23 protein-coding genes are annotated in these 26963 nt (G+C 69.4%); 4 read left to right on the top strand and 19 right to left on the bottom strand.

The window, feature by feature from the left end; genetic code table 11:
- Window positions 1-145: 145 nt before the first annotated feature.
- The gene (locus Q0D57_RS08530) at window positions 146-1075 is read left to right on the top strand and encodes an alpha/beta hydrolase (RefSeq protein ID WP_291041394.1); all 930 of its coding nucleotides are present in this window, start codon (window positions 146-148) and stop codon (window positions 1073-1075) included.
- Here the strand turns inward: Q0D57_RS08530 and Q0D57_RS08525 are convergent.
- The 4 genes from Q0D57_RS08525 to Q0D57_RS08510 form a co-directional block, all read right to left on the bottom strand.
- Entirely contained in the window at window positions 1044-2597 is a 1554-nt protein-coding gene (locus tag Q0D57_RS08525) for an MFS transporter (RefSeq protein WP_291041391.1), read from the bottom strand. The two genes, Q0D57_RS08530 and Q0D57_RS08525, sit on opposite strands and share 32 nt — an antisense overlap.
- A gap of 65 nt (window positions 2598-2662) precedes the next feature.
- On the bottom strand, window positions 2663-5698 hold the full coding sequence (locus Q0D57_RS08520; protein WP_291041388.1) for a LuxR family transcriptional regulator: 3036 nt from the start codon (window positions 5696-5698) through the stop codon (window positions 2663-2665).
- 2 nt (window positions 5699-5700) lie between these two features.
- Window positions 5701-5913 carry a hypothetical protein gene (locus Q0D57_RS08515; protein WP_291041383.1) on the bottom strand — a complete coding sequence of 71 codons (213 nt, stop codon included), beginning with the start codon at window positions 5911-5913 and terminating at the stop codon, window positions 5701-5703.
- Between the two features lie 101 nt (window positions 5914-6014).
- Window positions 6015-6653 (bottom strand): PadR family transcriptional regulator, encoded by a 639-nt coding sequence (locus tag Q0D57_RS08510; protein WP_291041380.1) that lies wholly within the window; start codon window positions 6651-6653, stop codon window positions 6015-6017.
- A gap of 116 nt (window positions 6654-6769) precedes the next feature.
- Here Q0D57_RS08510 and Q0D57_RS08505 point away from each other — a divergent pair, with 116 nt between their 5' ends.
- Window positions 6770-7726: a Dyp-type peroxidase gene (locus tag Q0D57_RS08505; protein ID WP_291041377.1), complete on the top strand. Its 957-nt coding sequence runs from the start codon at window positions 6770-6772 to the stop codon at window positions 7724-7726.
- Window positions 7727-7729: 3 nt separating this feature from the next.
- Here Q0D57_RS08505 and Q0D57_RS08500 read toward each other — a convergent pair whose 3' ends face one another.
- From Q0D57_RS08500 to Q0D57_RS08470, 7 genes are all read right to left on the bottom strand, one after another.
- Window positions 7730-9112, bottom strand: a complete 1383-nt coding sequence (locus tag Q0D57_RS08500) for an NtaA/DmoA family FMN-dependent monooxygenase (RefSeq protein ID WP_291041373.1) — start codon at window positions 9110-9112, stop codon at window positions 7730-7732.
- 58 nt (window positions 9113-9170) lie between these two features.
- On the bottom strand, window positions 9171-10766 hold the full coding sequence (locus tag Q0D57_RS08495; protein ID WP_291041370.1) for a gamma-glutamyltransferase: 1596 nt from the start codon (window positions 10764-10766) through the stop codon (window positions 9171-9173).
- A gap of 51 nt (window positions 10767-10817) precedes the next feature.
- Window positions 10818-11528, bottom strand: coding sequence for an ABC transporter ATP-binding protein (locus Q0D57_RS08490; protein WP_291041367.1), 711 nt, complete (start codon window positions 11526-11528; stop codon window positions 10818-10820).
- Window positions 11525-13366, bottom strand: a complete 1842-nt coding sequence (locus Q0D57_RS08485) for a branched-chain amino acid ABC transporter ATP-binding protein/permease (RefSeq protein ID WP_291041364.1) — start codon at window positions 13364-13366, stop codon at window positions 11525-11527. The genes Q0D57_RS08490 and Q0D57_RS08485 overlap by 4 nt, the downstream gene beginning before the upstream one ends.
- Before the next feature lie 2 nt (window positions 13367-13368).
- Window positions 13369-14277 carry a branched-chain amino acid ABC transporter permease gene (locus Q0D57_RS08480; RefSeq protein WP_291041360.1) on the bottom strand — a complete coding sequence of 303 codons (909 nt, stop codon included), beginning with the start codon at window positions 14275-14277 and terminating at the stop codon, window positions 13369-13371.
- A 90-nt stretch (window positions 14278-14367) separates the two neighbouring features.
- Entirely contained in the window at window positions 14368-15522 is a 1155-nt protein-coding gene (locus Q0D57_RS08475; RefSeq protein ID WP_291041357.1) for an ABC transporter substrate-binding protein, read from the bottom strand.
- A gap of 1 nt (window position 15523) precedes the next feature.
- Window positions 15524-16015, bottom strand: a complete 492-nt coding sequence (locus Q0D57_RS08470; RefSeq protein WP_291041355.1) for a RidA family protein — start codon at window positions 16013-16015, stop codon at window positions 15524-15526.
- Window positions 16016-16343: 328 nt separating this feature from the next.
- Here Q0D57_RS08470 and Q0D57_RS08465 point away from each other — a divergent pair, with 328 nt between their 5' ends.
- Window positions 16344-17654, top strand: coding sequence for an NtaA/DmoA family FMN-dependent monooxygenase (locus Q0D57_RS08465; RefSeq protein WP_291041352.1), 1311 nt, complete (start codon window positions 16344-16346; stop codon window positions 17652-17654).
- A 22-nt stretch (window positions 17655-17676) separates the two neighbouring features.
- Here Q0D57_RS08465 and Q0D57_RS08460 read toward each other — a convergent pair whose 3' ends face one another.
- Window positions 17677-18702: a LacI family DNA-binding transcriptional regulator gene (locus tag Q0D57_RS08460; protein WP_291041349.1), complete on the bottom strand. Its 1026-nt coding sequence runs from the start codon at window positions 18700-18702 to the stop codon at window positions 17677-17679.
- 274 nt (window positions 18703-18976) lie between these two features.
- Between Q0D57_RS08460 and Q0D57_RS08455 the strand changes: the two genes are divergently transcribed.
- Window positions 18977-19303 carry a hypothetical protein gene (locus tag Q0D57_RS08455; RefSeq protein ID WP_245702830.1) on the top strand — a complete coding sequence of 109 codons (327 nt, stop codon included), beginning with the start codon at window positions 18977-18979 and terminating at the stop codon, window positions 19301-19303.
- Between the two features lie 9 nt (window positions 19304-19312).
- On the opposite strand, the gene Q0D57_RS08450 is transcribed toward Q0D57_RS08455, so the two are convergent.
- From Q0D57_RS08450 to Q0D57_RS08420, 7 genes are all read right to left on the bottom strand, one after another.
- Window positions 19313-21316 carry an AAA family ATPase gene (locus Q0D57_RS08450; RefSeq protein WP_291041346.1) on the bottom strand — a complete coding sequence of 668 codons (2004 nt, stop codon included), beginning with the start codon at window positions 21314-21316 and terminating at the stop codon, window positions 19313-19315.
- A 151-nt stretch (window positions 21317-21467) separates the two neighbouring features.
- The gene (locus tag Q0D57_RS08445) at window positions 21468-21839 is read right to left on the bottom strand and encodes a sulfate permease (protein ID WP_090586863.1); all 372 of its coding nucleotides are present in this window, start codon (window positions 21837-21839) and stop codon (window positions 21468-21470) included.
- Window positions 21840-21992: 153 nt separating this feature from the next.
- Window positions 21993-23747, bottom strand: coding sequence for a ThiF family adenylyltransferase (locus tag Q0D57_RS08440; RefSeq protein WP_090586862.1), 1755 nt, complete (start codon window positions 23745-23747; stop codon window positions 21993-21995).
- The gene (locus Q0D57_RS08435) at window positions 23744-24739 is read right to left on the bottom strand and encodes a cyclic GMP-AMP synthase DncV-like nucleotidyltransferase (RefSeq protein WP_090586860.1); all 996 of its coding nucleotides are present in this window, start codon (window positions 24737-24739) and stop codon (window positions 23744-23746) included. The genes Q0D57_RS08440 and Q0D57_RS08435 overlap by 4 nt, the downstream gene beginning before the upstream one ends.
- Window positions 24736-25842, bottom strand: a complete 1107-nt coding sequence (locus tag Q0D57_RS08430) for a CBASS cGAMP-activated phospholipase (protein ID WP_090586858.1) — start codon at window positions 25840-25842, stop codon at window positions 24736-24738. Before Q0D57_RS08430 ends, Q0D57_RS08435 begins: the two co-directional genes overlap by 4 nt.
- Window positions 25843-25975: 133 nt before the next feature.
- Window positions 25976-26248, bottom strand: a complete 273-nt coding sequence (locus tag Q0D57_RS08425; RefSeq protein WP_090586856.1) for a hypothetical protein — start codon at window positions 26246-26248, stop codon at window positions 25976-25978.
- A 93-nt stretch (window positions 26249-26341) separates the two neighbouring features.
- Window positions 26342-26497, bottom strand: a complete 156-nt coding sequence (locus Q0D57_RS08420; protein ID WP_162841963.1) for a hypothetical protein — start codon at window positions 26495-26497, stop codon at window positions 26342-26344.
- Window positions 26498-26963: the final 466 nt, after the last annotated feature.

Raw genomic sequence — 26963 nt, 5'->3', positions numbered from 1 at the left:
TCGAAGACGAGGGCCACGGCACCGATCGCGGCGATCGCGAGTCGCGCGATGCCCACAGCACGTCGCAACCCGGCTCCGATCGTTTTCGTTCCTCTCGAGGGTAGTCGGTTCCATCCGGACCGACCCGCCGCTCCGAACCACCGGTATGGATCCGGACGACTTCGAGCACGTGCGCGTGCCGACGCGGCTCGGATCCGTCGCCGTGCGCTTCCGGCGCTCGGCGACGGACTCCCGGAAGGACGCCGAGGCCCTCGTGCTCCTGCACGGTGCGGCCGGGTCGTGGACGACCTGGCTCCCGCTCCTCGAGGAGGCGATGCGACGACACGTGCTCCCCCGCGACATCGTGCTGCTCGATCTGCCGGGCTGGGGGGAGAGCCCGCTCCCGGCGCACGACCTCTCGGTCGACGGCTACGGGCGGGCCGTCGCGGAGGTGCTGCGCTCCCTCGGCTACGCGCGCTGGCGTGCGGTGGGGCACTCGCTGGGAGGCGTCATCGCACTCCACCTCGCGGCCATCGAGCCGGCCGCGACGCGCGCGGTGGGGCTCGTCTCCCCCACCACCTTCGACGTGGCCGAGGCGTCGAGGCATCCGCTTCGTGGTCTTCACCTCGTGGCTCCCTATGTGGCGCTCCGCGCCGTGATGGCCACGCTGGCCCGCCTGTCGCCCTCCGGCCGGGTCACCGCGGCCCTGCTCGCCGGGCTCCGGCGGCTGCACCTGCTGCGCGCGGTCTTCGCGCCGCTGTTCGCGGAGCCGTCACGGGTCTCCTCCGCCGTGCTCGTGACTCTCGCCGACGAGGTGCGACCCGCCGCGTTCGCCGCGGCCGCGCGTGCGGCGGCCGACTACCAGCCGGCTGAGGCGTGGGCGGACATCAGCTGCCGGGTGGTCTCGGTGCGGGGTTCCCGCGACGTGTTCGTGACCGCGCACGACGACCGGATGCTCGAACGCACCGTGCCGGGAGCGGTCACGCGAGTGCTCGGCCGGGCCGGGCACTTCGGCCACATCGAGGCTCCGGGTGAGGTGCTCGACGCGCTCGGGGCGCACGTGCTCAGGGGCGAGCCGACGCGGAGTGCGTCCTGAGGATGCGGCGCCCGAGCGCGAAGGTGACGACCGCGGCGACGACGCAGCCGACGGCGATGACGAGCAGGGTGGTGAACAGCCCCACGGCGGCCTGCAGGAGCGGGAACGCGAACACGCCGATCGCGGCCCCCGCCTTGCCGGCCGCCGCCGCGAACCCGGCACCCGCGCCCCGGGAGATCGTGTCGAAGGCCACGGTGGGCAGGGCGAAGGTGGTGGAGTTCGGGCCCGCGTTCATGAACAGGTTGAAGGCGGCGAAGCCGAGGAACACGATGCCCAGCTGCAGCGCCGAGTCCTGCGGCAGGAGGAGGCTGAAGGCGAGCACCACGAGTCCCGCCGCCATCACGACGAAGCCGCCGACCTGCATCGTGAGGAGGCCGAGGCGTCGCACGAGCAGGAGGGCGGCGACGAATCCGATCACCAGGAAGACGTCGAGGAAGGCGGCCCCCTCGGTCGAGATGATGTCGGCGCTCACCACCTTGTCGCTGTTGGCGGAGGAGATGGCGATCGACGCGATGATCGTGGGCGTGAAGACGCCGACGCCGTAGGTGGCGATGTCCATGAAGAACCAGGGCACGCTCGTGAGCACGGTCGCACGGCGGAGCGGCTTCGAGAACAGCGACCGCTTCGGGATGTCGCGCGCGGCATCCGCGGGTCGCACGACGCCCGAGATGACGGGGGCCGGCATGGGCAGTGCGGTGGCCTCGCCGCGGGCGAGGGCGGCCGAGGCGATGCCGGCGGGAGTGTCCGCACGCCGGGCGTCCTCGACACGGGTGCTGTCGACACGGGTGCTGTCGGCAGGGTCTGCGGGTGGGGCTTCTTCGAGCAGGACCTCCTCGATCTCGACCCGGCGCCCGGCGAAGACCTGGAGCGAGCGGGCCGCCTCCTCGTAGCGGGCGGTCGAGGCGAGCCAGAGCGGACTCTCCGGGACCCCGCGGCGGAGGATGACGATGACGACGGCCGGCACGACGCCGGCGGCGAGCATCCAGCGCCACGCGTCGGGCGAGGGATCGAGCGTGAGCACGAGCAGCCCCACGAGGGCGCCGAGCAGCTGACCGACGGCCTGGAAGCTGAAGGCGCCGATGAGCAGGCGCTCGCGGAGGCGGCGGGGAGCGATCTCCGAGACGTAGCTCGCGCTGATCGGGTAGTCGGCCCCGATGCCGACCCCCAGCAGGAAGCGGAAGGCGATGAGCCACCAGACGCCGGGGGCGAGGGCGGAGGCGAGGGCGAAGACCACGAAGAGGGCGAGGTCGATGCGGAAGGCGAGCCGGCGGCCGATGCGGTCCGAGAGCGGGCCCATGACCGCCGCACCGAGGATGGCGCCCAGGATGGCGGCCGAGCTGATGAGGCCGGTCTCGAGGGGGCTGGTCGACCACTCCGCCACGATGAGCGGGATGGCGACCCCCATGACGAAGAAGTCGAAGCCGTCGAGCATGATGCCGAGGCACGACAGCAGCCAGACCCGGCGGTGCCCCGCACCGAACCGCAGGCCGTCGAGCAGGTGCTGCATGCGGGTTTCGGCCATGGCTGGATTATGGGCCACGCGGAGGACCGACGCGAGCGGCGCGGATGAATGGCGCGTGAACTCGGTCAGCGAGAGGTCGCGGCCGCGCTCGAAGGCGGGAGCGTGCGGGCGAGGAAGGCCGCTTCGGTGCGGCTCGCCGTGCCGGTCTTGCGGAGCACGTTGGAGACGTGCACGCTCACGGTCTTGGCGCTGATGAAGAGGCGCTCCGCGACCTGCCGGTTGCTGAGGCCCTGGGCGATGAGGTCGAGCACCTGGCGCTCCCGGTCGGTGAGCTCGTCGGGGGTGGAGACCTCGCGGCCTCCGGAGAGCCGCGCGATGCCGAGTCGGCGCTCGAGGTCGTCGACGAAGGCCACCACCTGGTCGAGGCGGATGCGCTCGGCGGCGGCACGGGCACCGGTCGCGGCGAGGCGTGCACCGTCGCGGTCGCCGGTGCTCGCGAGGGCCTCGGCGTGGCGCAGCCGGGCGTAGGGCGCGAGCTGTGCGGGGGCGGTCGGCACCTCGGCGGCCAGGACCGCCGCCGCCCACAGCCCGGGGTCGTCGCCCGTTCCCGCCGGTCCGCCGAGTTCGGCCTCCACCAGGGCCAGGTAGGTGGCGGCCGTCGGCCAGCCGGTGCAGGCGTCGAGCCGCGACCGCAGGAGGCGCTCGAGCGGATCGTCCGCAGGATCGGCGTCAGCGGCGGCGGCGGTGACGGCGACACCGGTATCGGCGCCAGAGGCGTCGGCCGGTGGTGGCTCGACGAGCGCACGAGGGAGTCCCGCGGCGCGGGCCGTGGCGAGCACGCGGGCCGCCGTGGCGGCCAGCGGGAGGTCGTAGGCCGGGAAGGGACGGTGGCCGGGTTCGAGGAGCACCCGGGACTCGAGCCAGGCGGCCTCGATGTCGCCGGTGGCGAGCGCGATCTCGGCGGCCACGGCGGCGAGGCCCAGGCGCGACTGGGTGTCGATGCGCAGCTGGCGGCCGAGCTCGGAGCGCCAGCCGCGCAGGAGCTGGGCCGCGCGGGGAGCATCTCCCGCCCAGAGGGTCGACTGCAGCTTCAGCCGGCGGAGGTGGGCGCTGTAGCCGATGGGCGGGTCGAGGTCGAGCGCGCGGTCGAGCAGCTCGGTGGCCCTGGCGGTCTCGCCCAGACTGAACAGGGGCGCCACCACGTTGGAGGCGAGGGCCGCCCCCGACGTGCGCTCGACGCCGCGGCGGCGCGCGTGCTCCACGCCCGACTCGGCGATGCGCACGGCGTCGGCGAACGCGCCGAGCTGGTTGAAGGCATCCGACTCGTTGACGAGGTGGCGGAGCACGGCCGAGTCGCTGCCCTCGGCGAGGCGACCGGCGAGCGCGAGGTCGCCGAGCCCCTCGTCGATCGAACCGGAGAGCACACGGGAGATGCCGCGGATGTTGGCGGCCACCGACATGCGTGCCCGGGACGACACGGCCTCCGCCTCGGCGAACGCCGCATCGGCGGTGGCGATCGCCTCGTCGAAGCAGGCCTCGAGCATGAGCCTGGCCGAGAGCTCCCCGAGGACGTTCGCCCGCAGCACGCTCGCCGTGATGAGCTCCCCCTCGGCGGGCCGGAGCAGGTCGAGGGCCTCACGCAGGAGCTCGATCGAGCCCGTCTGGCCGAGGTTGGCGAGGAACGAGGCGCGACCCCGGAGCAGGCGCGCTCGGGCCGCCGGCTCGGTCTCGAGGGCGAGCGCCTCGTCGACGAGCGCCACCGCGCGGCCGCTCTCACCCGCGTCGCGGAGCGCATAGGCGGTCTCGGCGAGGAGCTCCACGCGGGTCTGCTCCGCCAGCTCGGCCGCGTCGGCGACCTGATCCCAGAGCTCGAGCGCCCGCTCGCCGAGCTGGGCGGCGGTGATGTTGGCGAACGAGGAGCGGGCGACGCGCATGGCCGAGATCGAGGAGGTGAAGGCGGCTCGCAGGTTGTGCGCCGCCATCCAGTGGTAGGAGACCGCGGAGGCGTCGAAGCTCGACGCGTTCTGCCGCTGCTCGAGCGCCTCGGCGTAGGCGGCGTGGAAGCGCATGCGCTCCCCCGGCAGCAGTTCGTCGTGCACGGCCTCGCGCACGAGCGCGTGCCGGAAGCAGTACGACGTGTCGTCGACCACGAGCACCCTGGCCGCCACGGCCTCGCGCGCGGCGTCGTCGACTCCGGCAGCGTCGATTCCGGACGCGGGAGCGAGCGCGGCCACCGACATCTGCACCGAGGCCAGCAGCTCGTGCTCCACCCGCACCCCGCCGGCGGCGAGCAGCCGCACGAGGCGCTGCGCCGGTTCACCCAGGGTCTCGTAGCGCGCGAGCAGCAGGTCGCGGAGGTTGTCGGGAAGCGAGTCGAGCGAGTCGACGTCGCACCCCACGATCTCCTCGATGAAGAACGGCACGCCGTCGGTGCGGGTGCAGATGGCGTCGAGCCCCGGAGCGTCGAGCGGCCGGCCGAGGAGGGCCGTGGTGAGCTGTCGCACCTGGCGGCGGTTGAGGCGCGGGAGCTCGCGCCGACTCACCCGGCGGTTGCGGTCGAGCTCGGGGATCCAGCCGCGCAGCCCGTGGCCGCGGCGCAGCTCGTCGCTCCGGTAGGTGACCACGAAGAGGATGCGCGCCCGCTCGAGCACGCGGAGCAGGAACTTGAGCAGGCCGAGCGTGGCCTGGTCGGCCCAGTGCAGGTCCTCGATCACGACGACGAGCGGCCGCGCTCCCGCGACGGTCTCGAGGGCGGTCGCGACGGCGTCGAAGAGCCGCTCGGCGCTCTGGCCCGAGCCACGGCTGGGAGCATCGCCGTCGTCCGAGAGCTCGGGCACGAGCACGGCGAGCGCGTCACGCGCCGGACCCGCGGCGTCGAGCAGCGCGCTGCCGCCGATCTCGGCGACGAGCCCGCGCACGGCCGTGACGATGGGAGCGTAGGGCGGAGCGTCGCGATCGAGGTCGACGCACTGTCCGCGGAGCACGAGCGGGGCCGATCCGGCGACCCGCAGGAACTCCGCCACCAGCCGGGTCTTGCCGATCCCGGCCTCACCGCTCACCACGACGGCGCGGGTCGACCCGCCCTCCGCCTCGCGCAGGGCGTCGACGAGGGCCTCGAGGTCGTTCTCGCGCCCGATGAGCGAGGGGCTCGTGGCCTGCATCCCTACATCGTGCCATCAGCGGCCGACAGCCGCCGACGGGCCCGGCGGAGCGGATGCCCGGAGCCGTGGGCCCGGCTCCCGGGTCGCGTCTCCCGCCGGAGCTCGTCGTCCTCGGCCGCGCGCTCCGCGATCACCCGGCGCTGCTCGAGCTCGCGGGCGAACCGCTCCTCCTCGGCCTCGTGCAGCCATCCGAACGAGAATTCGCTGATCATCATGGTGTCCTCCTGGAACGTCGATGACCCGAGACTCCTCTCTAAGGAGGTCTCGGGTCATCGGTAGGGTTCCCTATCTCAGGGCACCACGATCCGGGCCGCGGTCAGTCGGCGAGGAGCAGGTAGAGGGCCTTGCGGGCCTCGTCGATCTTCTCGGTCGCCTTCACGCGCTGCTCGTCGGTGGCCGCGAAGCGGAACTGCTGCACGACCCCCATGAGCTTGGCCACGCTCGCGTGGAACTCGCCGTCGGCGGCCGACTGGCCGGCCGTGGCCTCCCACGCCTTCGCGAGCTCCTCGGCGTGCTCGGCCACGTAGGCCCTGCCCGCCTCGGTGAGCTCGAACTCCGTGCGCTTGCCGTCTCCCGTGGAGGCGATGAGCTCCTCGTCGACGAGCTGCTGCAGCGTGGGGTAGATGGAGCCCGGGCTCGGGCGCCAGACCCCGGCGGTCTTCTCGGCGATGGCCTTGATCAGGCCGTAGCCGTTCGAGGGTGCTTCGGCGAGCAGGGAGAGGATGGCCGAACGCACGTCGCCGCGGTTCGCCCTGCCCCTTCCGCCGGGGCCGCCCGGGCCGAATCCGGGGCCGAAGCCCTGGCCGAAACCGGGACCGAACCCGCCGAAGCCGGGGCCCCCGGATCGGCCGTGGCCGTGGTCACGCGGACCGCGGCCCGCGGAGAAGCCCCGGTCGAAGCCCGCGGGGTGGAAGTGATGGTCGTGCTGGTGGTGATTCTCTGGATGGCGTTTCATGTCGCATCCGCCTTTCTGTCTGAACGATAAGCCAACGATATATCGCTTTGATGGTTCTGTCAATACATCGCCGATATATCGTTCGAGATCGGGCGACCACACCTTAGACTCGCCCCATGCACGAGGAATCCTGGGACCGCACCCCCATCGAACCGCAGAGCGTCAACGCCCCGCTGTCGCGCGCGGCGGTCTTCCTGGTGGTGACGATCGGCGACTCCGCCGAGGCCGCCGCCCGTGCGCGCTCGGTGATCGCCGACATCGGCGGACTCGTGCGCGCGGTGGGCTTCCGCGACCTCGATGCCCACCTCTCGTGCAACGTGGGCATCGGCGCCCGCGCCTGGGAGCGCTTCGGCCAGGAGCAGCGGCCGGCGCAGCTGCGCGAGTTCTTCGAGGTGCGCGGCCCCGTGCACACGGCGCCCTCGACCCCCGGCGACCTGCTGTTCCACATCCGGAGCGAGCGCGGCGACCTCACGTTCGAGCTCGAGCGCCTGCTGCTCGACAAGCTCGGCGACGCGGTCACCGTGGTCGACGAGGTGCAGGGCTTCCGCTACTTCGACGCCCGCGACCTGCTCGGCTTCGTCGACGGCACCGAGAACCCCACGGGCGCCGCCATGGCGCACTGGTCGCTCGTGGGCGAGGAGGATCCGGCCTTCGCGGGCGGGAGCTACGTGGTGGTGCAGAAGTACCTGCACGATCTCACGGCATGGGCTGCACTCGGCACCGAGCAGCAGGAGCGCATCATCGGCCGCACGAAGGCCGACAACGTCGAGCTCGACGACGTGCCGGGCGAGCGCAAGTCGCACAAGGCGCTCAACACCATCACCGACGCCAACGGCGTGGAGCACGACATCCTGCGCGACAACATGCCCTTCGGCCGGCCGGGCGCGGGCGAGTTCGGCACCTACTTCATCGGCTACGCCCGCGAGCTGTGGGTGATCGAGCAGATGCTCCGCCACATGTTCGTGGGTGATCCGATCGGCTCCTACGACCGCATCCTCGACTTCTCGACGGCGGTCACCGGATCGACGTTCTTCGTGCCCTCGAACGACGTGCTCGAAGCGCTCGACGACTGACGGTCAGCGCCCCGCGCGGAACCCGTAGCCGCGGTGCGTGGCGGGCAGGTGCGGCCCGCCCTCCGGGAACAGCCGCTCCCGGAGCGTCGTCGACGGAGCGTCCGGGGCGGCGAGCGGTGCCGCGAGCCCGCGTTCCCGCAGCACCGGCAGCAGCAGCTCGATCAGGTCGTCGTAGGTGCCCGGAGTCAGGTGCGGCTGCACGAGGTAGCCGTCGACCCCGGTCTCGGCCGCGAGCGCCTCGATCTGGTCGGCGACCTCCTCGGGCGACCCCACGAAGACGCTGCCGTTGATGCCGGTGCGCCGGAAGTTCTCGAGGATGTCGCGCACGAGCGGCGCGGGCTTGCCGTCCTTGCCGAGGTAGCGCTCGAGGTTGGACTGCCCCATCTCGGTGCTCGTCTGTGCGATCGGCCGATCGGGGTCGAGCGCCAGCAGGTCGACCCCGGTGTTGCCCGCGTAGATCGCGGCGGCACCCTCGGGGCTCGAGAGCTCGAGCATCTGCGCGTGCTTCGCCCAGGCCTCCTCGCTCGTCGGCGCCGTGATGAACAGCGCGCCCACGAGGATCCGGATCGAGTCGGCCGGTCGGCCTTCGGCCACGGCGCTCTCCCGGATGCCGGTGACGTTCCGAGCGACCGTCGCGGGCTCTCCCCCACCCACGAAGACGGCCTCGGCGTTCCGCCCCGCGAACTGGCGGCCGCGCCCGGATGCGCCGGCCTGCACGAGCAGCGGCGTGCGCTGCGGCGACGGCGGCAGGTTCAGGATGCCGTCGGTGCGGAAATAGGGCCCGTCGTGGTGCACGAGATGCACCTTATCGGGGTCGGCGTAGACGCCGGTCTCCTTGTCGCGGACGAGCGCGTCATCCTCCCAGGAGCCCTCCCAGAGCGTGAGGTTCACGTCGACGTAGTCGTCGGCCATGTCGTAGCGCAGATCATGCGAGATGAGCTCCTTGCCCATGAGCGCCGCCGCGGTGGCACCGGATGATCCGGTGACGATGTTCCAGCCCACGCGCCCGTCGGTGAAGTGGTCGAGGGTCGCGAAGCGGCGGGCGTTGGCGGCCGGTGCCTCGACCGTGGTGGAGGTCGTCACGATGAAGCCGAGCCGCCGGGTGACCGCCGCGAGGGCCGACACGAGAGGCATGGGGTCGCCCTGCGGCACGCCGCGCCCCTCGCGCACGGCGGCCTCGAGCAGCTCCCCGTCGAGGGCGGGGAAGCCGTAGCTGTCGGCGAGGAAGAGGAAGTCGAGCCCGGCGGCGTCGAACTTCTCGGCCAGCGCCGTCCAGTGCGAGAGCCTCGTGAACTCCGCCGACGTGTCGTCGGGGTGCTGCCACGCCGACCCCACGGTGCCGTTCGGGCCGATGTACTGGAAGATGCCGAAGCTCAGTGCCGCCATGCTGCAGTTATCCCACACCCAGTTTTCGGGGGTGTTTCGGCCGTGGGTCGCGGAGCGCTCACGGCAGCAGGACCCCGCCGTCGCTTCGAGGATCGGCTCCCGCCGAGAGGGTTCCGTCGGCCGCCCGCCTCGCGATCATCGAGTGCCCCGCGTCGGAGTCGTGCACCGAGCCCGCCACGATCCGCAGGCGCCCTCGCTCGAGTTCACTGCGGGTGCCGTCGTCGAGATCGGCCTCGACCATCACGTAGTCGTTGGTCGTCCCCTTGTCGAGACCTCCCACGATGAAGCGCGGGGCGCTGACCGCGGTGGCCGGATCGGCCCCCTCGAGCACCCGCAGCACGAGCTGGGTGTGGATCTGCGACTGCGCCTTGCCGCCCATCGTGCCGTGCGCGGCGACCGCACCCTCGGCATCCCGCACGATCACCGGCAGCAGCGTGTGCGCCGGGCGCTTGCCCGCAGCCACCCGGTTCGGGGCGCCCTCCTGCAGCGTGAAGAAGGCCGCGCGGTTGTGCAGCACGAGCCCCGTCGTGGGTTCGAGCAGCAGCGATCCGAACGAGTGGAAGACCGACTGGATGAGCGAGATCGCCGTGCCGTCGTCGGCGATGGCGGCCACGGCCACCGTGTCGCCACCCGGCCGCGGGGTCACCGCCGAGACGGCGCGCTCCCCCGTGCGGGCACTGGTGACGGCCTGTTCCGCGGCCTCGGCCAGGCCGTCGGGAGACAGCACCCCCTGCACGTCGACGTCGACGACGAGCGGATCGGCGAGCTCGGCGTCGCGCAGCACGTCGCCGCTGTGGAAGAGCTCGGCGAGCACCGCGGCGTCGAGGCCCGTGATGCCCGCGGGTGAGAGCACCTCAGCGGCACCGAGGGTGCGGAGCATCGTGTAGCCCTGGGAGTTCGGGCCCGCGGTCGACACGTGCAGTCCGTCGACGGAGAGCCCGATCGGCTCCTCCAGCCGCACCGTGTGCGCCGCCAGGTCGGCCTCCGTCACGGGCACCCCGAGCTCGGCGAAGCCCTGCGCGAGGGTCTGCGCGACCTCACCGGTGTAGTAGGAGCGGAGGCCGTCACGGGCGAGGGCTTCGAGGGTCGCGGCGAGCGCCGGCTGCCGCACCAGGGTGCCGGCGGCGGCGGGGAGATCGCCGTCGAAGAAGATCGCTCGCATGCCGGGGTCGGCGGCGAGGCCCTCCCGGTCGACCTGGAGTGCCTTCGCGAGCCCGGGGCTCACCACCATGCCGTCGCGGGCCAGCGCGATCGCCGGGGCGAGCACCTGGGCGGCCGACAGGGCTCCCCAGCGCTCGAGGAGCTCGGCCCATCCCGCCACGACTCCCGGCACCGAGACGGTGAGCGGACCTGCGACGGGCATCGTGGCGACCCCGTCGAAGAGCTCCTCGACCGGCCGCGCGGAGCCGTAGGCGCCGGAGGCGTTGACGCAGGTCTCGACCCCGTCGGGCGTCCGCACGAGGGCGATCAGGTCTCCCCCGGCGCTGCACATGTGCGGGTAGACGACGGTGAGCACGGCGGCCGCGGCGACGGCCGCGTCGATCGCCGTGCCGCCCTCGGCCACGATGCGCCGCGCGGCGTCGACGGCGTCGAGGTGCGGGGCCGCGAGGGCCACGCCGGGGGTCGCCGCAGGCGCGAGGGAGGAGGGGTTCATGGTGGTCTTCCGTGAATCGAGGTGAGAGGGAGGAGGCGGGCCGCGGCGTCGTCAGGGCGAGGATCGCCCGAAGTACGCGGCGTGCAGGCTCTCGTCGTCGGCCATGGCGGCGGCGCTGCCGCCGCCCGAGAGGGTGCCCGTCTCCATCAGGTAGCCGCGGTGGGCGATGGAGAGCGCCATGCGGGCGTTCTGCTCGACGAGGAGCACGCTCGTGCCCTGCGCGTTGACATCGGCGATGAGCTCGAACATCTGCTTGACCACGAGCGGCGCGAGCCCCATGGAGGGCTCGTCGAGCATGAGCAGCTTCGGGTGCCGCACGAGGGCCCGCGAGATGGCGAGCATCTGCTGCTCGCCGCCGGACAGCGTGGCCGCCACCTGGTGCGCGCGTTCCTTCAGCACGGGGAAGAGCTCGTAGATGCGCTCGAGCTCGTTCTTCAGGTGGTGCCTGCTCCCCCAGGTGGCGATCTGCAGGTTCTCGAGCACGCTCATCCGGCCGAAGAGGTGCCGGCCCTCCGGCACGAGGCAGAGCCCCGAGCGCACGCGGGACTCGGTGCTCGATCCCGAGACCGTGCGGCCGGCGAACGCCACGGTGCCCTCCGACTTCGCGAGCCCGGCGACGGCGCGCAGGAGGCTCGACTTGCCGGCACCGTTGGCGCCCACGATGACGACGAGCTCGGAGTCGTCGACGTGCAGCGATGCCCCGGTCACGGCCCGCACGGCGCCGTAGCGCACGCCGAGCCCGTCCACGGTCAAGAGGCTCATGCGTCGCTCCCCAGGTAGGCCTCGAGCACGGCGGGGTTCCGCCGCACCTCGTCGGGGGTGCCCGTGGCGATGACCTCGCCGTGGTCGAGCACCACGATGCGGTCCGAGACGCTCATCAGCAGGTCCATGTCGTGCTCGATGAGCACCACGTCGGTGCCGGAGTCCCTGATCGCGGTGATCAGCGAGGCCAGTGCCTTCGTCTCGGACTCGTTCATGCCGGCGGCGGGCTCGTCGAGCAGCAGCAGCTTCGGCCTCGTCATGAGCGCGCGGGCGATCTCGACGCGCCGCTGCGAGTCGTAGCTGAGGGTCGAGGTCCGCCTCGTCCGCTCGTCCCAGACCCCGGCGAACTCGAGCACCGATCCCGCCTCGGTGAGCGCGCGCGCCTCGTCGTGCCGGTGCCGGGGCAGCCGCAGCGCGAAGGCGGGCACCCAGCCGCGGAGCCGCTCGTGTGCTCCCACCAGCAGGTTCTCGAGCACCGTCATCTGCCAGAACAGCCGCACGGTCTGGAAGGTGCGGGCCACGCCCTTCACGCTGACCCGATCCGAGTCGAGGCCGTCGATCCGGTCCCCACGGAAGGTGATGCTGCCGCGGGAGGGCTTCGTGACCCCGGAGAGCACGTTCAGGAGCGTCGACTTGCCCGCCCCGTTGGGGCCCATCAGGCCCAGGATCTCGCCCCGCCGCACCTCGAAGCTCACCGAGCCGAGTGCGGTGAGGCCGCCGAAGGTGCGGCCGACCGCGTCGACCACGAGCACGGGAGCGCCCGCCTCGACCGGGTCGGGTTCGCCGACCTCGGCCGCTGTCCTCGGCGCCGGCCGCTCCGGGTCGCCCCCCGAGCGTGTGAGCTTGAGCTTCCGGGAGACGATGCCGCCCGGCCGCACGATCATGAGCACCACGACGATCAGTGCGAGGAACCCGGTGCGGAACTCAGGGTGCTCCTGCACGATCGTCCAGTCGCGAGCGATCGCCTGGAAGAAGATCCAGAGCGTCGCCCCCACGACCGGCCCCCAGAAGGTGCCGGCACCGCCGAGGATCACGAGGCTCAGCACGATGAAGTTGTCTTCGAGCGTGAAGCTGTCGGGGTTGATGAACTGCTGCATGTGCGCGAAGAACACCCCCGTGACTCCGGCGATCGAGGCGCCGCAGACGTAGGCGAGCAGCTTGTAGCGCCGGGTGCGGATGCCCATCGAGGAGGCGACGAGCTCGTCCTCCCTGATCGCCACCCAAGCGCGGCCGACGGGCGAGGCCACGACGCCGGCGAGGGCCACCAGGATGACGACGACCATCACGAGCACCACGTAGTAGTTGGCCGACGGCGACGTGAGCTCGAGGTCGCCGATCGCGAACGGCGGGATGCCCCGGATGCCGACGGAGCCGCCGGTGAGGCCGATCCAGTTGATGGAGACCAGCCGCACGATCTCCCCGAAGGCGAGCGTCATGATGGCGAGGTAGTCCCCGCGGGCCCGCAGCGTGGGATAGCCGAGGATGCAGCCGGCGATGCCGGCGAGCACGAGCGCGCCGACGAGACTGATCGGGAACAGCCACCACAGGGTGTCGGGGTCGAACCCGAGCTGGTTCACGAACAGCTGCACGGTGAGGATGGCGGTCGTGTACGCCCCCACGATGAAGAAGGCGATGAAGCCGAGGTCGAGCAGGCCCGTGAGTCCCACGAGGATGTTGAGCCCGCTCGCGAGAGCGATGTAGATCAGCGCGAGGGCGGCGACCCGCACCCAGCGGTCGCCGGGCAGGATGAAGGGCAGCAGCACGGCCACGATGGCGAGCACCGCGGGGATCGCGAGGCGGGTCAGGCGGGGCAGCGCCCGGGAGGATTTGACGATCATGGTCACACCTTCTGCACTTCGCGGCGGCCGAGGATGCCCTGGGGCCGGAGCCACAGGATGAGCACGAGCACGCCGAAGGCGATCACGTCGCGGTAGGCGGCGCCCTCGGGCACGTAGGCGGCGGCGAGCTCCTCGGTGAGGCCGATCACGAGACCGCCCACGAAGGCGCCCGGGATGCTGCCGATGCCGCCGAGCACCGCGGCCACGAGGGCCTTGAGCCCCGGGATGAAGCCCATGCCCGCGGCGGCGAAGCCGTACTTCTGGGAGTAGAGGATGCCGGCGAGGGCTGCCATCACCGAGCCGAGCACGAAGGTGGTGGAGATGACCTTGTCGACGCCGATGCCCATCAGCCTGGCCGCGTCGCGATCCTGCGCGGTGGCGCGGATGGCGCGGCCGATCGGGGTGAACTTCACGAGGGCCCAGAAGGCTCCCGTCGCCACGATCGCCACCGAGAAGATCACGATGTCGATGGGCTGGATGCGGGCACCGAGCACCTCGAACGCCTCGCCGAGGTCCGGAGCGGGCACGGGAGACTGGGACGCCCCGAACAGGAACGTCCCCACCGCCCGCAGCAGCATCGACACCGCGATCGCCGTGATGAGCATCGAGAGGATGGGGGCGTTCCGGAGCGGCTTGTAGGCGATCCGCTCCACCAGGAGGCCCACGACCGCCCCTACGACGAGGCCGACGCCGATGGCCGCCCACTGCGGCAGCGCCGGGCCGGCGAAGTCGGCGCCCGCGATCTGGGTGTTCGCGGCCGCGGCCACGAGCGCACCGAACGCGCCGAACATGAAGACCTCGCCGAACGCGAAGTTGACCATGCCGAGCACGCCGTAGACGACGCTGAAGGAGACGGCCAGCAGGCCGTAGATCCCTCCGACGGCGAGGCCGTTGATGAGTACCTGGGTCATGGGGAGGCTTTCCTCGGGGTGGAGATGAACGGGGGCGGCCGGGTGTGTGGGGGCACCCGGCCGCTGTCCGGTGCTGCTGTCCGGTGGCTGCTACTCGGCCGCGGCCACGAACTCGCCGCCGTCGACCTGCAGGAAGATCAGCTCGCCGAGCCGGTCGCCGCCGTCGTCGAAGGTGATGTCGCCCGTGACCCCGCCGAAGCCCTCGATCGAGGCCAGGGCCTCGGCCACGGCGGCGCGGTCGGTGGAACCCGCCTCAGTGATGGCCTCGGCGACCACCATGGTGGCGTCGTAGGCGAGCGCGGCCCACGAGCTCGGCTCCTTGTCGAACTTCGCGGTGAAGGCGTCGATGAACGCCGAGGAGGCGTCGGTGCCCGCCGCGGCCGAGAAGGCCGAGTAGACGGTCATGCCCTCGACGGCGTCGCCGCCGAGCGAGACGAGGTCGGGGCTCACGGCGCCGTCGGTGCCGTAGATCGGCAGGTCGGATCCGCTCGTGCGCAGCTGCGTCGCGATCTTGGCGGCCTCGGTGTAGAAGCCGCCGATGAAGATCGCATCCGGCTCGTCGGCCAGCGCGGTGTTCACGATCGTGCCGAAGTCGACGGCACCGAGCTGGTAGGCCTGGGAGCTCGTGACCTCGCCGCCGGCCTCCTCGAAGGCGGTGCTGAAGGCCTCGGAGACGCCCTGGCCGTAGTCGTCCTGCTGGTAGAGCACGGCGACCTTCTCCACGCCGCCGTCGGCGACGTGCGCCCCCATCTCGGCGCCCTGGTAGGCGTCGGTGAAGACGTCGCGGAAGAACACGTCGCTCGCACCGGTGAGCTCGGGCGAGGTCACGGCGGAGGCCACGATCGGCAGACCGCAGCTGTCGTAGACGGGGAGGGCCGAGAGCGCGACGCTCGAGAAGCTGTAGCCGAGCACCGCGGCGATGGCGGTGTCGTCGCAGAACTGCTGGGCGACCACGGGGCCGTTGGCGGGCGATCCCTCGTCGTCGGCCGAGACGATCTTCACCTGGCGGCCGTCGATGCCTCCCTCGTCGTTGAGCTCCTCCACGGCGAGGTCGACGCCCTCGCGCATCTCGAGGCCGTAGCTGGCGAAGTCGCCGGTGAGCGTGGCCGTGTAGCCGAGGGCGATCTCGCCCTCCGCGTCGCCGGATCCGGAGTCGGAGCTCGCGCTGCTGGAGCAGGCCGCGAGCGTGAGCGAGAGCGCGGCGACGGCGGCGAGGGAAGCCGCCGTGGTGGTGCGTCGGATCATGTCAATCAACCGTTTCTATAGTGAGGACGTTCTCGAAGCAGTGGTTGCCGGCGAGGGCCGCGACGCCGATGGTGGCGCGCCCGCCGAGGCCGGCCTCCTCCCCGAAGAGCTCGAGGAAGAGGTCTGTGGCACCGCTGGAGATGAGGTGGACATCGGTGAACCCGGGTGCGACGGCGACGTAGTTCAGCGAACCGACGAGGCTCTTCACCCGATCGAGGCTGCCGAGGGCCAGCCGGATGGTGGCGAGGCAGTTGAGGGCGGTGAGGCGTGCGGCCTCGTAGCCCTCGTCGACCGTGACCTCGGCGCCAAGGCGGCCCGCGTGGAGCGCGGCGCCCTCGTGGCCGGGGGCGTCTTCGACGTGACCGGAGAGGAACAGCAGGTTCCCGGTCCTGTGGAAGGCCTTCATCGAGCCGTACGAGAGGCCGTGATAGGGCACGGCCGAGTAGTCCGGAACAGCGAGGCCGAGTTCGGCGGCGCGGGATTCGAACGACACGGATGCTCCTCGGGTCTGGTGCGGGGTGGTGGTTGCTAAATCGTGACAGCAGGGGTCAGGCGAAGCAACCGACGGGCGGAGGATTTACGTGGTGGAAACATGAGGTAACCTGCGGAATCGGTTGTCGCATCGAGGCGGAGGTGCCGTTCCCCGCAGGATTCCGCGCCGAATCGACCTCCGTCGGGGGCACTCCTTGGCTCGACCCGTGTTTCGGCTTTGTGGCCGCTGTGTAAAAAGATCCCGGATGGCATCCGATCGGTTTGACAGGGCTTCTCGGCGCTTCCCATCATCAGAGGGCATCCCCCCTCAACGCGATACGGAGACACCCATGTTTCATCTCGGCTGGTTCGTCGGCAACGGCTACAGCGTGCAGTCCTGGAACCGCGACTGGGCCGGCACCGACAACGAGGACTGGTACTCACCGGCGCTCTACTCCGACGCGGCGCGGGCCCTCGAGCGAGCCGCCTTCGACTTCATGGTGTTCCAGGACGGCCTGATGGTGCCCGACATCTTCGGCGGCAGCATGGAGGCCGACCTGAAGTTCGCCCAGGAGATCCCGCGCTCGGACCCCACGGCCATGGTCGCGATCCTCTCCCAGGTCACGAAGGACCTCGGCTACATCCCCACCATCTCGACCTCGTTCTACCCGCCCTTCATGGCGGCCAGGATGCTCACGACCCTCGATCAGCTCTCCGGCGGCCACGCGGGCGGCAACCTCGTGACCTCGGCGAGCGACCGTGCGGCCCAGAACTTCGGCTTCGACAACCACCACGCTCACGACCTGCGCTACGAGATGGCCGAGGAGTGGGCCGATCTCGTGACGCAGCTCTGGGACTCGTGGGAGCCCGGATCCGTGATCATGGACACCGAGAAGCACGTCTTCGCCGACTACACCAAGGTGCACCCGATCGAGTTCGAGGGCCGCTTCTACTCCTCCCGCGGCCCGCTCAACACGCCTCCGGGGCCTCAGGGCCGCCCCGTCATCTCGCAGGCGGGCGGCTCCCCCGCCGGCCGCGAGTTCGGCGCGCGCTTCGCCGACGTGATCTTCTGCGTTCCCAACGGCCTCGACTCGATGAGGGCCTACCGCGAGGACATCCACCGCCGGATGGAGAAGTACGGCCGTGAGCCCGGCGAGTGCAAGATCCTGTTCATGGTCGATCCCGTCATCGGCGAGACCGATCAGGTGGCCCGCGACATCGCTGCGGCCCGCGCCGACGCCAAGCGGAGCGACGCCTACGTGGAGGAGCACCTCTCGGTGATGTCGTACTTCAGCGGCATCGACTTCGCCGCCTTCGACCTCGACCAGCCGATGCCCGACCTCGACGGCAAGGTCAACGCCCAGCAGAGCACGATGGCGCGCTACCAGAAGGATGCCGCAGGCAAGACCCTGCGCGAGCTCGTGATCGAGCACAACATGGTGGCCACGATCGACCTCGTCGGCAGCCCCGCCACGGTGGCCGCGAAGATGGGCGAGGTCATGGAGGAGGTGGGCGGAGACGGGTTCCTGCTCTCGGGCCCGCTCAACCGCAAGAACCTCGCCGAGATCACCGACGGCCTCGTGCCCGAGCTGAAGCGGCTCGGGCTCACCCGGCCGCGCTACACGAAGCAGACCCTGCGGGAGAACCTGCGCGAGTTCTGATCGCGGGTCAGCCGGTCGCTGGTCAGACGGTCGCGGGAGCGGCGCCTCGACCGAGGGTCGAGGCCCGCGCCCGCAGATCGATCGTGAACGCCTCCTGCACCTCCTCGGCGGCCGGGCCGGGGTCGCCGAGGGCCTGCAGCAGCAGGGCGGCGCAGCGCACGCCGAAGTCGCGGGCGTGCAGGTCGATCGCGGTCACGGGCGGGTCGCACATCTCCATGGCGAGGCTGTCGGCGTAGGCCGTGACGAGCACGTCGTCGCCCACCGAGAGCCCGAGGGCCCTGACCGCCGACACCGCGCCGACCGCCGATCCGTCGGGGGCCGAGATGATGGCATCCGGAGTAGCGCTCGCACTGAGGAGCCCCGTCGTGATGCGGCGCACGTCGTCGGGGGTCGCGCGACGGGTGGACTCCTCCACGAGCGGCTGGATCGCCTGCTCGGCGCACCAGGCGAGGTAGGAGGCGCGCACCTCCCGGGCCCACGCCGTGGTCGTGGGCGGCGCCAGGAGGGCCGGACGCCGCGCTCCCCGCTCGAGCAGGTGGTCGAGGATCGCGCGCATGCCCGAGGCGTGGTCGGAGTACACCGTTCCCCACGGCCGGTCCGCGCCGGCGGGCGTGATCTCGCCGCTCACCACAGGCATCCGGCTCGCCAGGATGCTGCGGACGGAGTCGTCGTCGTCCGGCGGGTCGATGAGGATGAAGCCGTCGACGTGGGCCCGGCCGGCGTCGCGGGCACGACCGCCCGGCACGATCGTGACCGAGAGCGAGCTCGCGGCCGCCACCTCGACCACGCCGAAGAGGAAGTTCATGTAGTAGGCCAGCCCGTTGGTGCTCTCGGGCAGGTAGATGCCGATGGCGCCGGCCTTGGCCCGGCGGAGGTTGCGGGCGCCGATGTTCACCGCGTAGTCGAGCTCGGCCGCGATGCGGCGCACCCGCTCGCGCGTCTCATCCGACAGCCGGCCCGTGCCGGTGAGGGCGAACGAGACCGTGGCCCGCGAGACGCCGGCGACCCGCGCGACGTCTTCGAGGGTGGTCGGCCTGGAGCGGTTCACGCTGCGACGCTACCAGCATGCCGCGACGAGCATGGAGCTCGGATAGGCCTGAGCCCGGACGAGCACGATCCCGGACGAGCACTATCCCGGAAACGACGAAGGCCGCCCGGAGGCGGCCTTCTGTGTGGTGGACCTCCGTAGAGAGTTCGAGAACCCCTGCCCGGCCTTGAAAACGGTGGCTTCTCGCAGGTCGCGCGGGGTCTACCGACGGGATCGGAGGCCGTTGGAGCCGTCTGTGGTGGACTCGCGGGGCCGGATGGTGCGAGCGGTTGGGATGACTCAAACCTTTCTGAGCCCAGCGCAGGTGGACAAGCTGGTGGCCCTGTACGAGGCGGGCGCAACACTCGTGGAGTTGGGCGAGCGGTTCAGCATTCATCGCCGCACCGCGGCGGCGCACCTGCTCCGCCGGTCGGTCCCGATCCGCCGGCGCGGCCTTGATGAGTGTCACCTCGCCGAAGCGGTCGAGCTATACGACGGAGGCCTGACGCTGTTGGAGGTGGGGTTGCGGTTCGGGGTCAGCCAGCAGGCGGTGCGTCGTGCGCTTGAGGCCCAGGGAGTCGCGATCCGTCCGAGCGGCCGTCGTGTTCGAGCGACGGTGTGATGCGCCTCTTCAGTCGTTCTCCTGCGTGAGCACGTACGCCTGCTTAAAGGCGTCTTCGAGTTTCGGTCTCAGGTCGGAGAGGAATCGTCGACCGACCGCGTTGAGGGGTAAATGTTCACCGAGAAGCGCAAGGCGGGTGGCGATGATCTTGTGGCTGACGCCGCCCGGCATGGAGAGGTGAGTCTTCGCGTAGTCATCCACGGCCTTTGCGATTGTCGTGTTGTTCGCCAGTGCACCCGAGGGGATGCTCTTGTCCTGCTCGGCCAGGAACTCGTTGACTGTGTGCAGATACGTCGCACGATCCACGAGGTCTTCGATCGCTTTTCCTTTCGGCAGTTGGAAGACGTGACCCTTGGGCACTCCGGCTGCGACGAGCTGCTTCTTCTTGTCGTTGCCCGACTTATCTCCGTCCACGAGGAACGTGGTGATGAGCGCTACGGAGCTGATTGCCCGTGGGGCTGAGAGATTCGAGAGCCCGAACGCTACCTGGAAGTCCAGTTGCGATCCGTCTGTGGCGTTCCTGAGCAGTGTAGGGAGCAGGATCATCTCGCTTACTCCCTCCGCCAGCACGGCTCGCCGGAACGCCGAGAACGCAGCGGCTTCGGCGCCCATCGCGAACAGCAGGTGGGAGAAGCCGGGCTCCTCTTTCGTCCAGAAGTTGTTCTCAAGAGTGCTGATGGCTAGGTCGTCGGGCCGGCGCGCCACCACCCTGATGCCGGTTCCGAGGTCGAGTGGCAGGCAGCCGGGAGAATGCGTCGTGTAGATGACCTTGTGGACTTGCAGTTCTCGCGTCAGCACGCGCACGAGGTCGGCCTGGGCATCGTAGTGGAGGTTGCGTTCGGCCTCATCGATCATGAGGACGGGAGGGATCTCCAGGTCGGCGGCGATCAGGAAGCACACAAGGCCAAGGAACGTGCGCAACCCGTCACTTCGTTCGGCGATCGGAGTCACGGTGAAGTCCGGGCTGTCCAGCTCGTGGATGTTGACTTCGAGAATCCCACCTTGGTTCAGTGCGAGTTCAATCGTCAGCTTCGACTGAGTCCACATCGGTTCGAGACGTGAACTCAGTATCTCGTTCATGCGGCGTCCCAGCGTCCGCATCGTCGCAGGATCGCCGCTGGCTATGGCGCTCCATACTTCCTCGGCGGTAGTGCCTGCGACGGTCAGAAGGTTCCGAAGCGGGGCTGGTGGTTGTGAACGCACCGCTTCGTCACTCAGGTTGTATGACTCAGCCAGGTCACGGTCGTCGTCACTGAACAGAACGAACTTCGGGACCCTCGTGGCGAGTAGACCTCGCATGCTGTCGACCGGATCGGCAAGTTCACCTGCCTCAGCGGCCGCTTGGAGGAGCGGGATGGCCTTCTCCGCGTTCCGGCGAATCTTTGTGAGCTTTGCCGAACGCACATCGATCTGGCTGATCTGGTCGATCACCGCCTGAAGGCGGGTGAGCGCCTCTTGGCCGCGAGCAACCCGTTCCATATTCCAGTCCGAGTCATCCGGATCGACAGCCGCTTGGGCTTCACGGACGACAGCTTCGAGGTCGTCTACATCGTGTTCGTCAAGCAGGGCAACGGAGTCAGCGCGCGCGAGCTCGACCTTTGACAAGGCGTCGAAGGCGTTCGCGAACGGGAGGCGGTTCCGGCCAACTGTCGTGGAGAGTCCAGTGACGTGCCCGCCATCCTTGCGTCGGGAGAACCGGAACTGGGTTACCGTCTTGGCATCTATCGGTCCACTGGGGTCGATGTTGAGGCTGCGTAGAGCTTCGAGGTCGTCAGGGTCGAGCCTGTAGAGTGCGCGCACGACGAGGGCGCCCGAGTCTGGCCGCGTCCGGCGATTCTGCTCACGCAGAGACAGCGCAGGATCATCGCGATCGTCGTCCGTCAGCCACGCCAATCCTTGGAGGACGCTGCTCTTGCCGGACTCATTGGGGCCGATGAACGCGATCGTGTGACCGTCGACGTTGCACGAGGCCTGATCGAGGCGCTTGTAGCCGTTGAACTCGATGGTCGACAACCGCATCGGTGTCGCTCCTCTCGTTCACCTCGACACAAACTCATCGTGTCACGCGGCGAGCAGGGAGAGACGTCTGCCACGCCGCGGGCAAGCGTCGGCCCGAGGGAGGTGACCGCCCGAGGGTTACTCGTCGTGCCCCGTGAGGCGACTGTCACCGTCGGAGGACGGAGGTTCCCTGAAACGGCTTGACCGCCGGACGAGCAGGAATGCGGTGTCGGGCGATGGCTTCCTGGGTCCGGGCACGGATCAGGAGGATGAGGCTGACCGGTCCCATGATGATGAACTTCATCGCGTTCCACACCGCCCACAACACGACCAGATGCAGCCAGCCTGGGGCGCCGGCGGCGAGGGCGTTGGTGCAGATGCTCGCGATCAGCAGGTAGGGAACGGCGAGGAGCATCGTGGGGATGCCCCACTTCAAGTTGCGTCGGCGGCGGATCGCGTCGAGCAGCCGATTGGTCGGCATGTAGCGGCGCAGGTAGTAGCGGGTGTGGGCGCTGAGCGTCCAGATCATGCGGATCATGGCGGGCCTCTCGTCACACGTGTCTCTCCGTCGAGGAGGCAGTACGTGTATGAGCGCCCAAGCTGGGCCGTCCCGAAGGACCTGCAATCGAGGAGGACCTGCCTCGGCCTCCACTGTACGCCCGCGCGCCGACAGACGTAACCCCGCGCTATCTCATCCGCGGGGGTCCGACGCCGCGGGAAGGAAGCGATGCCGTGGGCCTGCTGGTGCGTGTGGCAGGGCGATGAGGTGGGTTCCTGAAACAGGTGCCTCTGCCTGTTGGAGGTGCAGGCCGATCATGTTGACGAGTGTCGCGGCGACGGCAGCGAGGTCCGCGGCCGAGCCGTGGAACGTGGGTACTGAGCATCCTCTGGTGGGGATCAGTTCGTCGCCTTCGGCTGCGTCCTCCCAGAGCGGGTGGTACAGCTCCAACTCACCATCGGCCACTACCGAGCGGCCTGCCTGGTCGTCAAGCTCAGACGGCGTACAGGCGGCACCGGGCGCGCAGATGTTGGCGATACCGAGCGATCCCGTCCTGGCGTCGGTGGCGATCTGGGCGATGAGGGCCTTGCGGGCTTCGCCGGCGAGGGTGTCAAGGTAGGTAGCGATGCTGTGACTGACGGTGGCGTCGATGATGAGGTCCGCGGCGAGAGAAACGGCTGGATCGGGGACGCTTCCTTCTGCGACGGTGACGGTCAGGTCGTCGCGGATCGCGCGGAGGCGTATGGCGAGGGCATCGGCCTTCGTCTGGCCGATGTCGGCTTCGGTGTAATTCTGTCGCACAAGCAGTCCGCCGGTGACGGTGCCGGGGTCGCAGACGGTGATGGCGCTGGCTCCGGCGCGTGCGATGAACTCGGCGAGCCATGAGCCCAGGCCACCGCAGCCCCAGATGTGAACAGTCTTTCCTTGAAAGCCGTTGACGGGACGGTTGTCGTCGCGCCGGGTCGTGACCTCTTGCCGTTCGTCGGACATGTTGCACCATTCGATCGGGATGTCGGCGTTGATGATCGCGGGATCGAGGTTGACCGCGGTGCCGTGCTTCTTGGCGAGGCGTCGCAAGGCGTCGGCGGTAGTTGCGGGAAGGCGTCCGCCGAGAAGATGGTGCGCTCCCCCTGCGGGGTGCGGCACAGCAAGCACGAAGTACTGCTCCGTACCGTCAGGGTTTCGTAGAGCACTGGCGAGCAGCGAGGTAAGGAACGCAGGCGACTGCGGCGAGACCTCTGGTGGTCGCCCTTCGGCGCGGTCAAGGTGCGGGTCGTCCAGGAGCGTCAGGAACAGCGCGAAGGTGGATGCCGCGCCGAATGGAAGGTCGCTCGCGAGGACAAAGACGGGTGTGCGGTGTCCGTCGCGGTCGGTCGAGTAGGTGAGGTCGTAGCGGTGCGGTGAGCGGGCGACGAGCCGAGCGATCTGCTGCCGCTTCGGCGGACCAGGTTCGCGGACGACGATGGTGGGTGTGTCGTCAGCGTGGTGGAGCACTCCTCCGACAGCGTGGTACATCGCGGTCGAGGGATCGAATGCTCCGCCGGCGGCATCGGTGAGCCAGTCCCACAGTCGGCTGAGAAATCCGGCCATCCCGGCGGACGGCCGCCACTCGCGGGAAGGGTCGAGATAGATGCAGAGCCGCTGCCCTTGGAGGACGTGCGGGAAACCGAGGAAGCGTGTGTGGTCAACCTCGGCGCTCGGGGGCGCAAACAGCGAGGGGCGAATCTTGACGATGAACTCCTCGTCTTCTCCAAGTTCCAGCCCGCCGGGGCGGTGAGGGATATCTGCGGTGTGGAGCCGGAGTCGGAGGATGGCGTCGCCGTCAGAGTCGAGCCGAGGCTGCTGGACTATCCGCACGTCGTGGGGGCGCTCCCTGGCGAGTGACCTCAACTCGTCAACGAGATGCTTCTGCCAGGCCGAAAGCGTGGCCCGGTTGCGTCGGCTCATCCCGCGCGGCCCGACCGCCCCACCGTGGAAGCGGCCGCGGGAGCTGCTGCCGGGAACTTCGCGCTGTTGGACGAGGTGGCCGGGGCCTTGAATCCGTCACCGAAAATGCCCTGCCAAAGCTCGATGCTGCGCTCCTTGTTCTCCTCTTCGTACGCTTCCTCGATTTCGGCGGCGTGGACATGGATGCGGTCTCGGAAGTAGCTGTAGGTCGACTGCTCCCACCGATGGTCGAAGGTGACCCCGGACCCGGACGGGTCTGGAATGGAGGGCTTGATCGGGCGCGCCTGGAGCCAGGCGTCGAGGTCCTTCACGAGGTGCAGGAGGGTGGTCGGGACGTCGCTGTAGTAGCCGGGGTCGAGCAGCGTGCGCAGCTCGGTGACCTGCTCGCCGAGCAGTGTCGTCAGGAGGATCGACCGTGTGCCGGTGAAGGAGTTTTTGTGGTCGCGCAGGTACTTCATCAGCCGGATGACCTTGCGGAGGTTGCCCTTCGCGAGCGTGTCCTTGTCCTTCATCCAGTCCGTGAAGCCCTGGGGGTCGGTCTGCTCCCAGTCGTTGTCGTCGCGGTTGACGATGACTTCGCGACCATCGGCGAGGTTGAGGTGCGGCACGATGTCGAGGTGCATGGAGTTCGCGTAGACGAGTCGGACGCAACGGCACTTGCGTGAGTGCGGCATGTTGCCGTAGGTGCTGTGACGGTGCAGGGCCGCGTAGACCTCCTCGATGTACTTCTTGGGATCGTCGGACCAGTCCGCGTTCTCGCTCATGTCGAGCATGAAGTCCGCGTCGAACTCGTTGCTGCCCACCGGGTTGATGATGGTCTTGTGCGCCCACGAGCCCTGGGGCGTCTTGCCGAGGATCAGGCGCCCGATCTGTTCGTCGGCCTTCAACGCCTGGTAGACCGCCTCGACGCGAGAGTCGAGCGAGTCGAGCTTCACCTGGCTGAGGTTGACGGTGTCCTTGAGCAGGACGTTGAAGTAGTCAGTGAGTTTCATCGGGAGACCTCCGTGGTCGACGTGCTGGTCGGGTCGCCGCGGTGTCGGTCTCCGATCAACGGTGTGTAGTCGGCCGCGCGATGATCTGCGAACCGCGCGGTGTAGACGGGGCTGAGCTCGCGGCTCACGGACGCGGCGAGGCCGACGACATCGCTCGGGTCTGCCGAGTCGAGTGCGTACAGTCCGCCCGGCACGAGAGCATCGAACCTCGTGAAAGCGGACTCGCCGATCAGATGCTCAGCGATGCCCTGTCCGCCACGGCTGCCGGCGGTGAGGATCAGTGGCGCGATCGGCTTCGCCCAGTTGAACAGCCCGCCGCGGTCGAGGCGCTTGGGGTGGTTTGTGAGCTGGTCGATGGTGCCGACGTTGAGCACCCTGATCGAGGCGAGCGGTACGTCGAGCATGCTCACGGCCTCGGCGATCGCGACGACAGAGGGGTTGTTCGCCCACACGCCGCCGTCGATGAGGCGGTGCCCATCGACACGCGCGGCAGGGAAGTAGAGCGGTGCCGCCGAGGTTGCCATCGCGATGTCCACCATCGGGATGCGCCAGTCTCGGACGAGCCGTGTGTGGTGCGGCGTCTTGAAGATGTGCACGGAGCCTCGTTGCACGTCCCAGGCCGGGATGATTAACCGCTTCGCGCTGTCTCCCAGCAGCCCTTCGCCAAGCACCTTCGTCAAGGCGGTACGCAGCGCATCGCCGTCGTAGATGGGTGCAGTGAGTTGCCGAGGTCGCCGCCACAGTCGCCGGCGCACGGCCGGGAAGACCGCCTCGACCAGTTCTTCGTAGTGCGCCACGATCTCGCTCGGGGTGAGACCGGCACCCAACCCGAGCGCGACGATCCCACCCGCCGACGTGCCGGCGATCAAGTCGAACGAGTCCCTGATGCTGACGCCGAGGTCCTGTTCCAGCCGCGCGAGCACGTGAGCGGTGAACAGTGCCTTGGCTCCCCCGCCATCAAGGGCGAGAATCTGGAAACGATCGGACGGCGGCCTGGTCGGCTCGTCTGTCGCCGACAAGTGGTCCTGGTGGCCGAGCACCTCGAGCGGCCCGGACGGCGTTTCGCCGCCGGTGCCCGTCGAATTTGCGCGAACTACACCCATGTAAGTATCCTACGCTGGGGCACCGACACTCCTTCGGGCTCGAAGATCGGGCTGCTTCGACGGAAACGGCATCGAACCGCAGAGGACGTTGTCATCCGCCCTTGGCGCGCTGAACCGTGTGCCCAGTCGGACACTAGAGATTCTTCTTCAGCCACTCGTTCACGTCCGAGGGAATACTGTGGGTGGCCCAGGATTGGCCGGTGACCGTCACGACGACGATGTCGTCGTTCGCGTCGACGTGCTTCTTGGCTCCGTCTCGAAGCTGCGCCGCTGTCAGGGATGTCTTCACGAAGAAGCTGCTCTTGAGGGGTTTCGCCCAGCTCTGGTGCGACTTCAAGTAGTCGATGAGCTTGGTGTAGTCCTGTCCCGCCTTGTTGAGGTCGTAGTTGACCCAGTGAACTGCCATGCCGTCCTCCTGCTGTACTCGAATCGGTTCTGTACGGCACGCCCGCTGCCGCAGTGTTGGGCCAGCGACACCACGGCGCCGCCGGCCACGAAGTCACTTCTCGTTGCGGACGCCCTTGTGCTGCTTGGGGCTGCCGTTGAGGATGCGACCGGTACCGGCGTCGCGCTTGAACCACGTCGTGCCACGCTTGAACTCGCTGCGACTCTTCACGGCACCGACGCGGTGTCCTCGTCCGGTGTTCTTAGCCATCTCCTTCACCTCCATTCCGACAGCCCAGGTCCGAGTCAGCGGGGGCTCTCACTGGGTAGTCGAGATAGGGCCGTGCGGAGTTAGCGTCAGGAGCGACAGTCCACGCAGAGGCCGTCGACGACGAGATGTGGTTGGAACTGGAGAAAGCACTCAGTGCAGACCACTTCACGCTTGGCGTCTCGCTCGCAGCGGCAATCGCCGCAACGAGGGCAGAACGGCTGGCCACAGTTCGAGCACGGGTACCCTCGCCGCTCGAACGTCGTCCCACAACATGAGCCAGTGAGCAGCGGACGGCTGTCGAAGTCGCGCTGGATGGGCGCATGGAACTGCTCAACATTCCAGAGGTCTAGGGCGTGTCTGACAAAGGTTGAGGGGATCGGTTGAGACGCTGGAGCGGTGACGCGGTTTCGGTTGCTTACGGATGCTCAGTGGTCTCTGATCGATGGGATGTTGCCGAGGCCGACGG

The sequence above is a fragment of the Herbiconiux sp. genome, from assembly GCF_023264895.1.
GTDB lineage: Bacteria > Actinomycetota > Actinomycetes > Actinomycetales > Microbacteriaceae > Herbiconiux.
The sequence above is the reverse complement of the archived record's forward strand: the minus strand, read 5'-3'. Positions and strand labels throughout refer to the sequence as shown.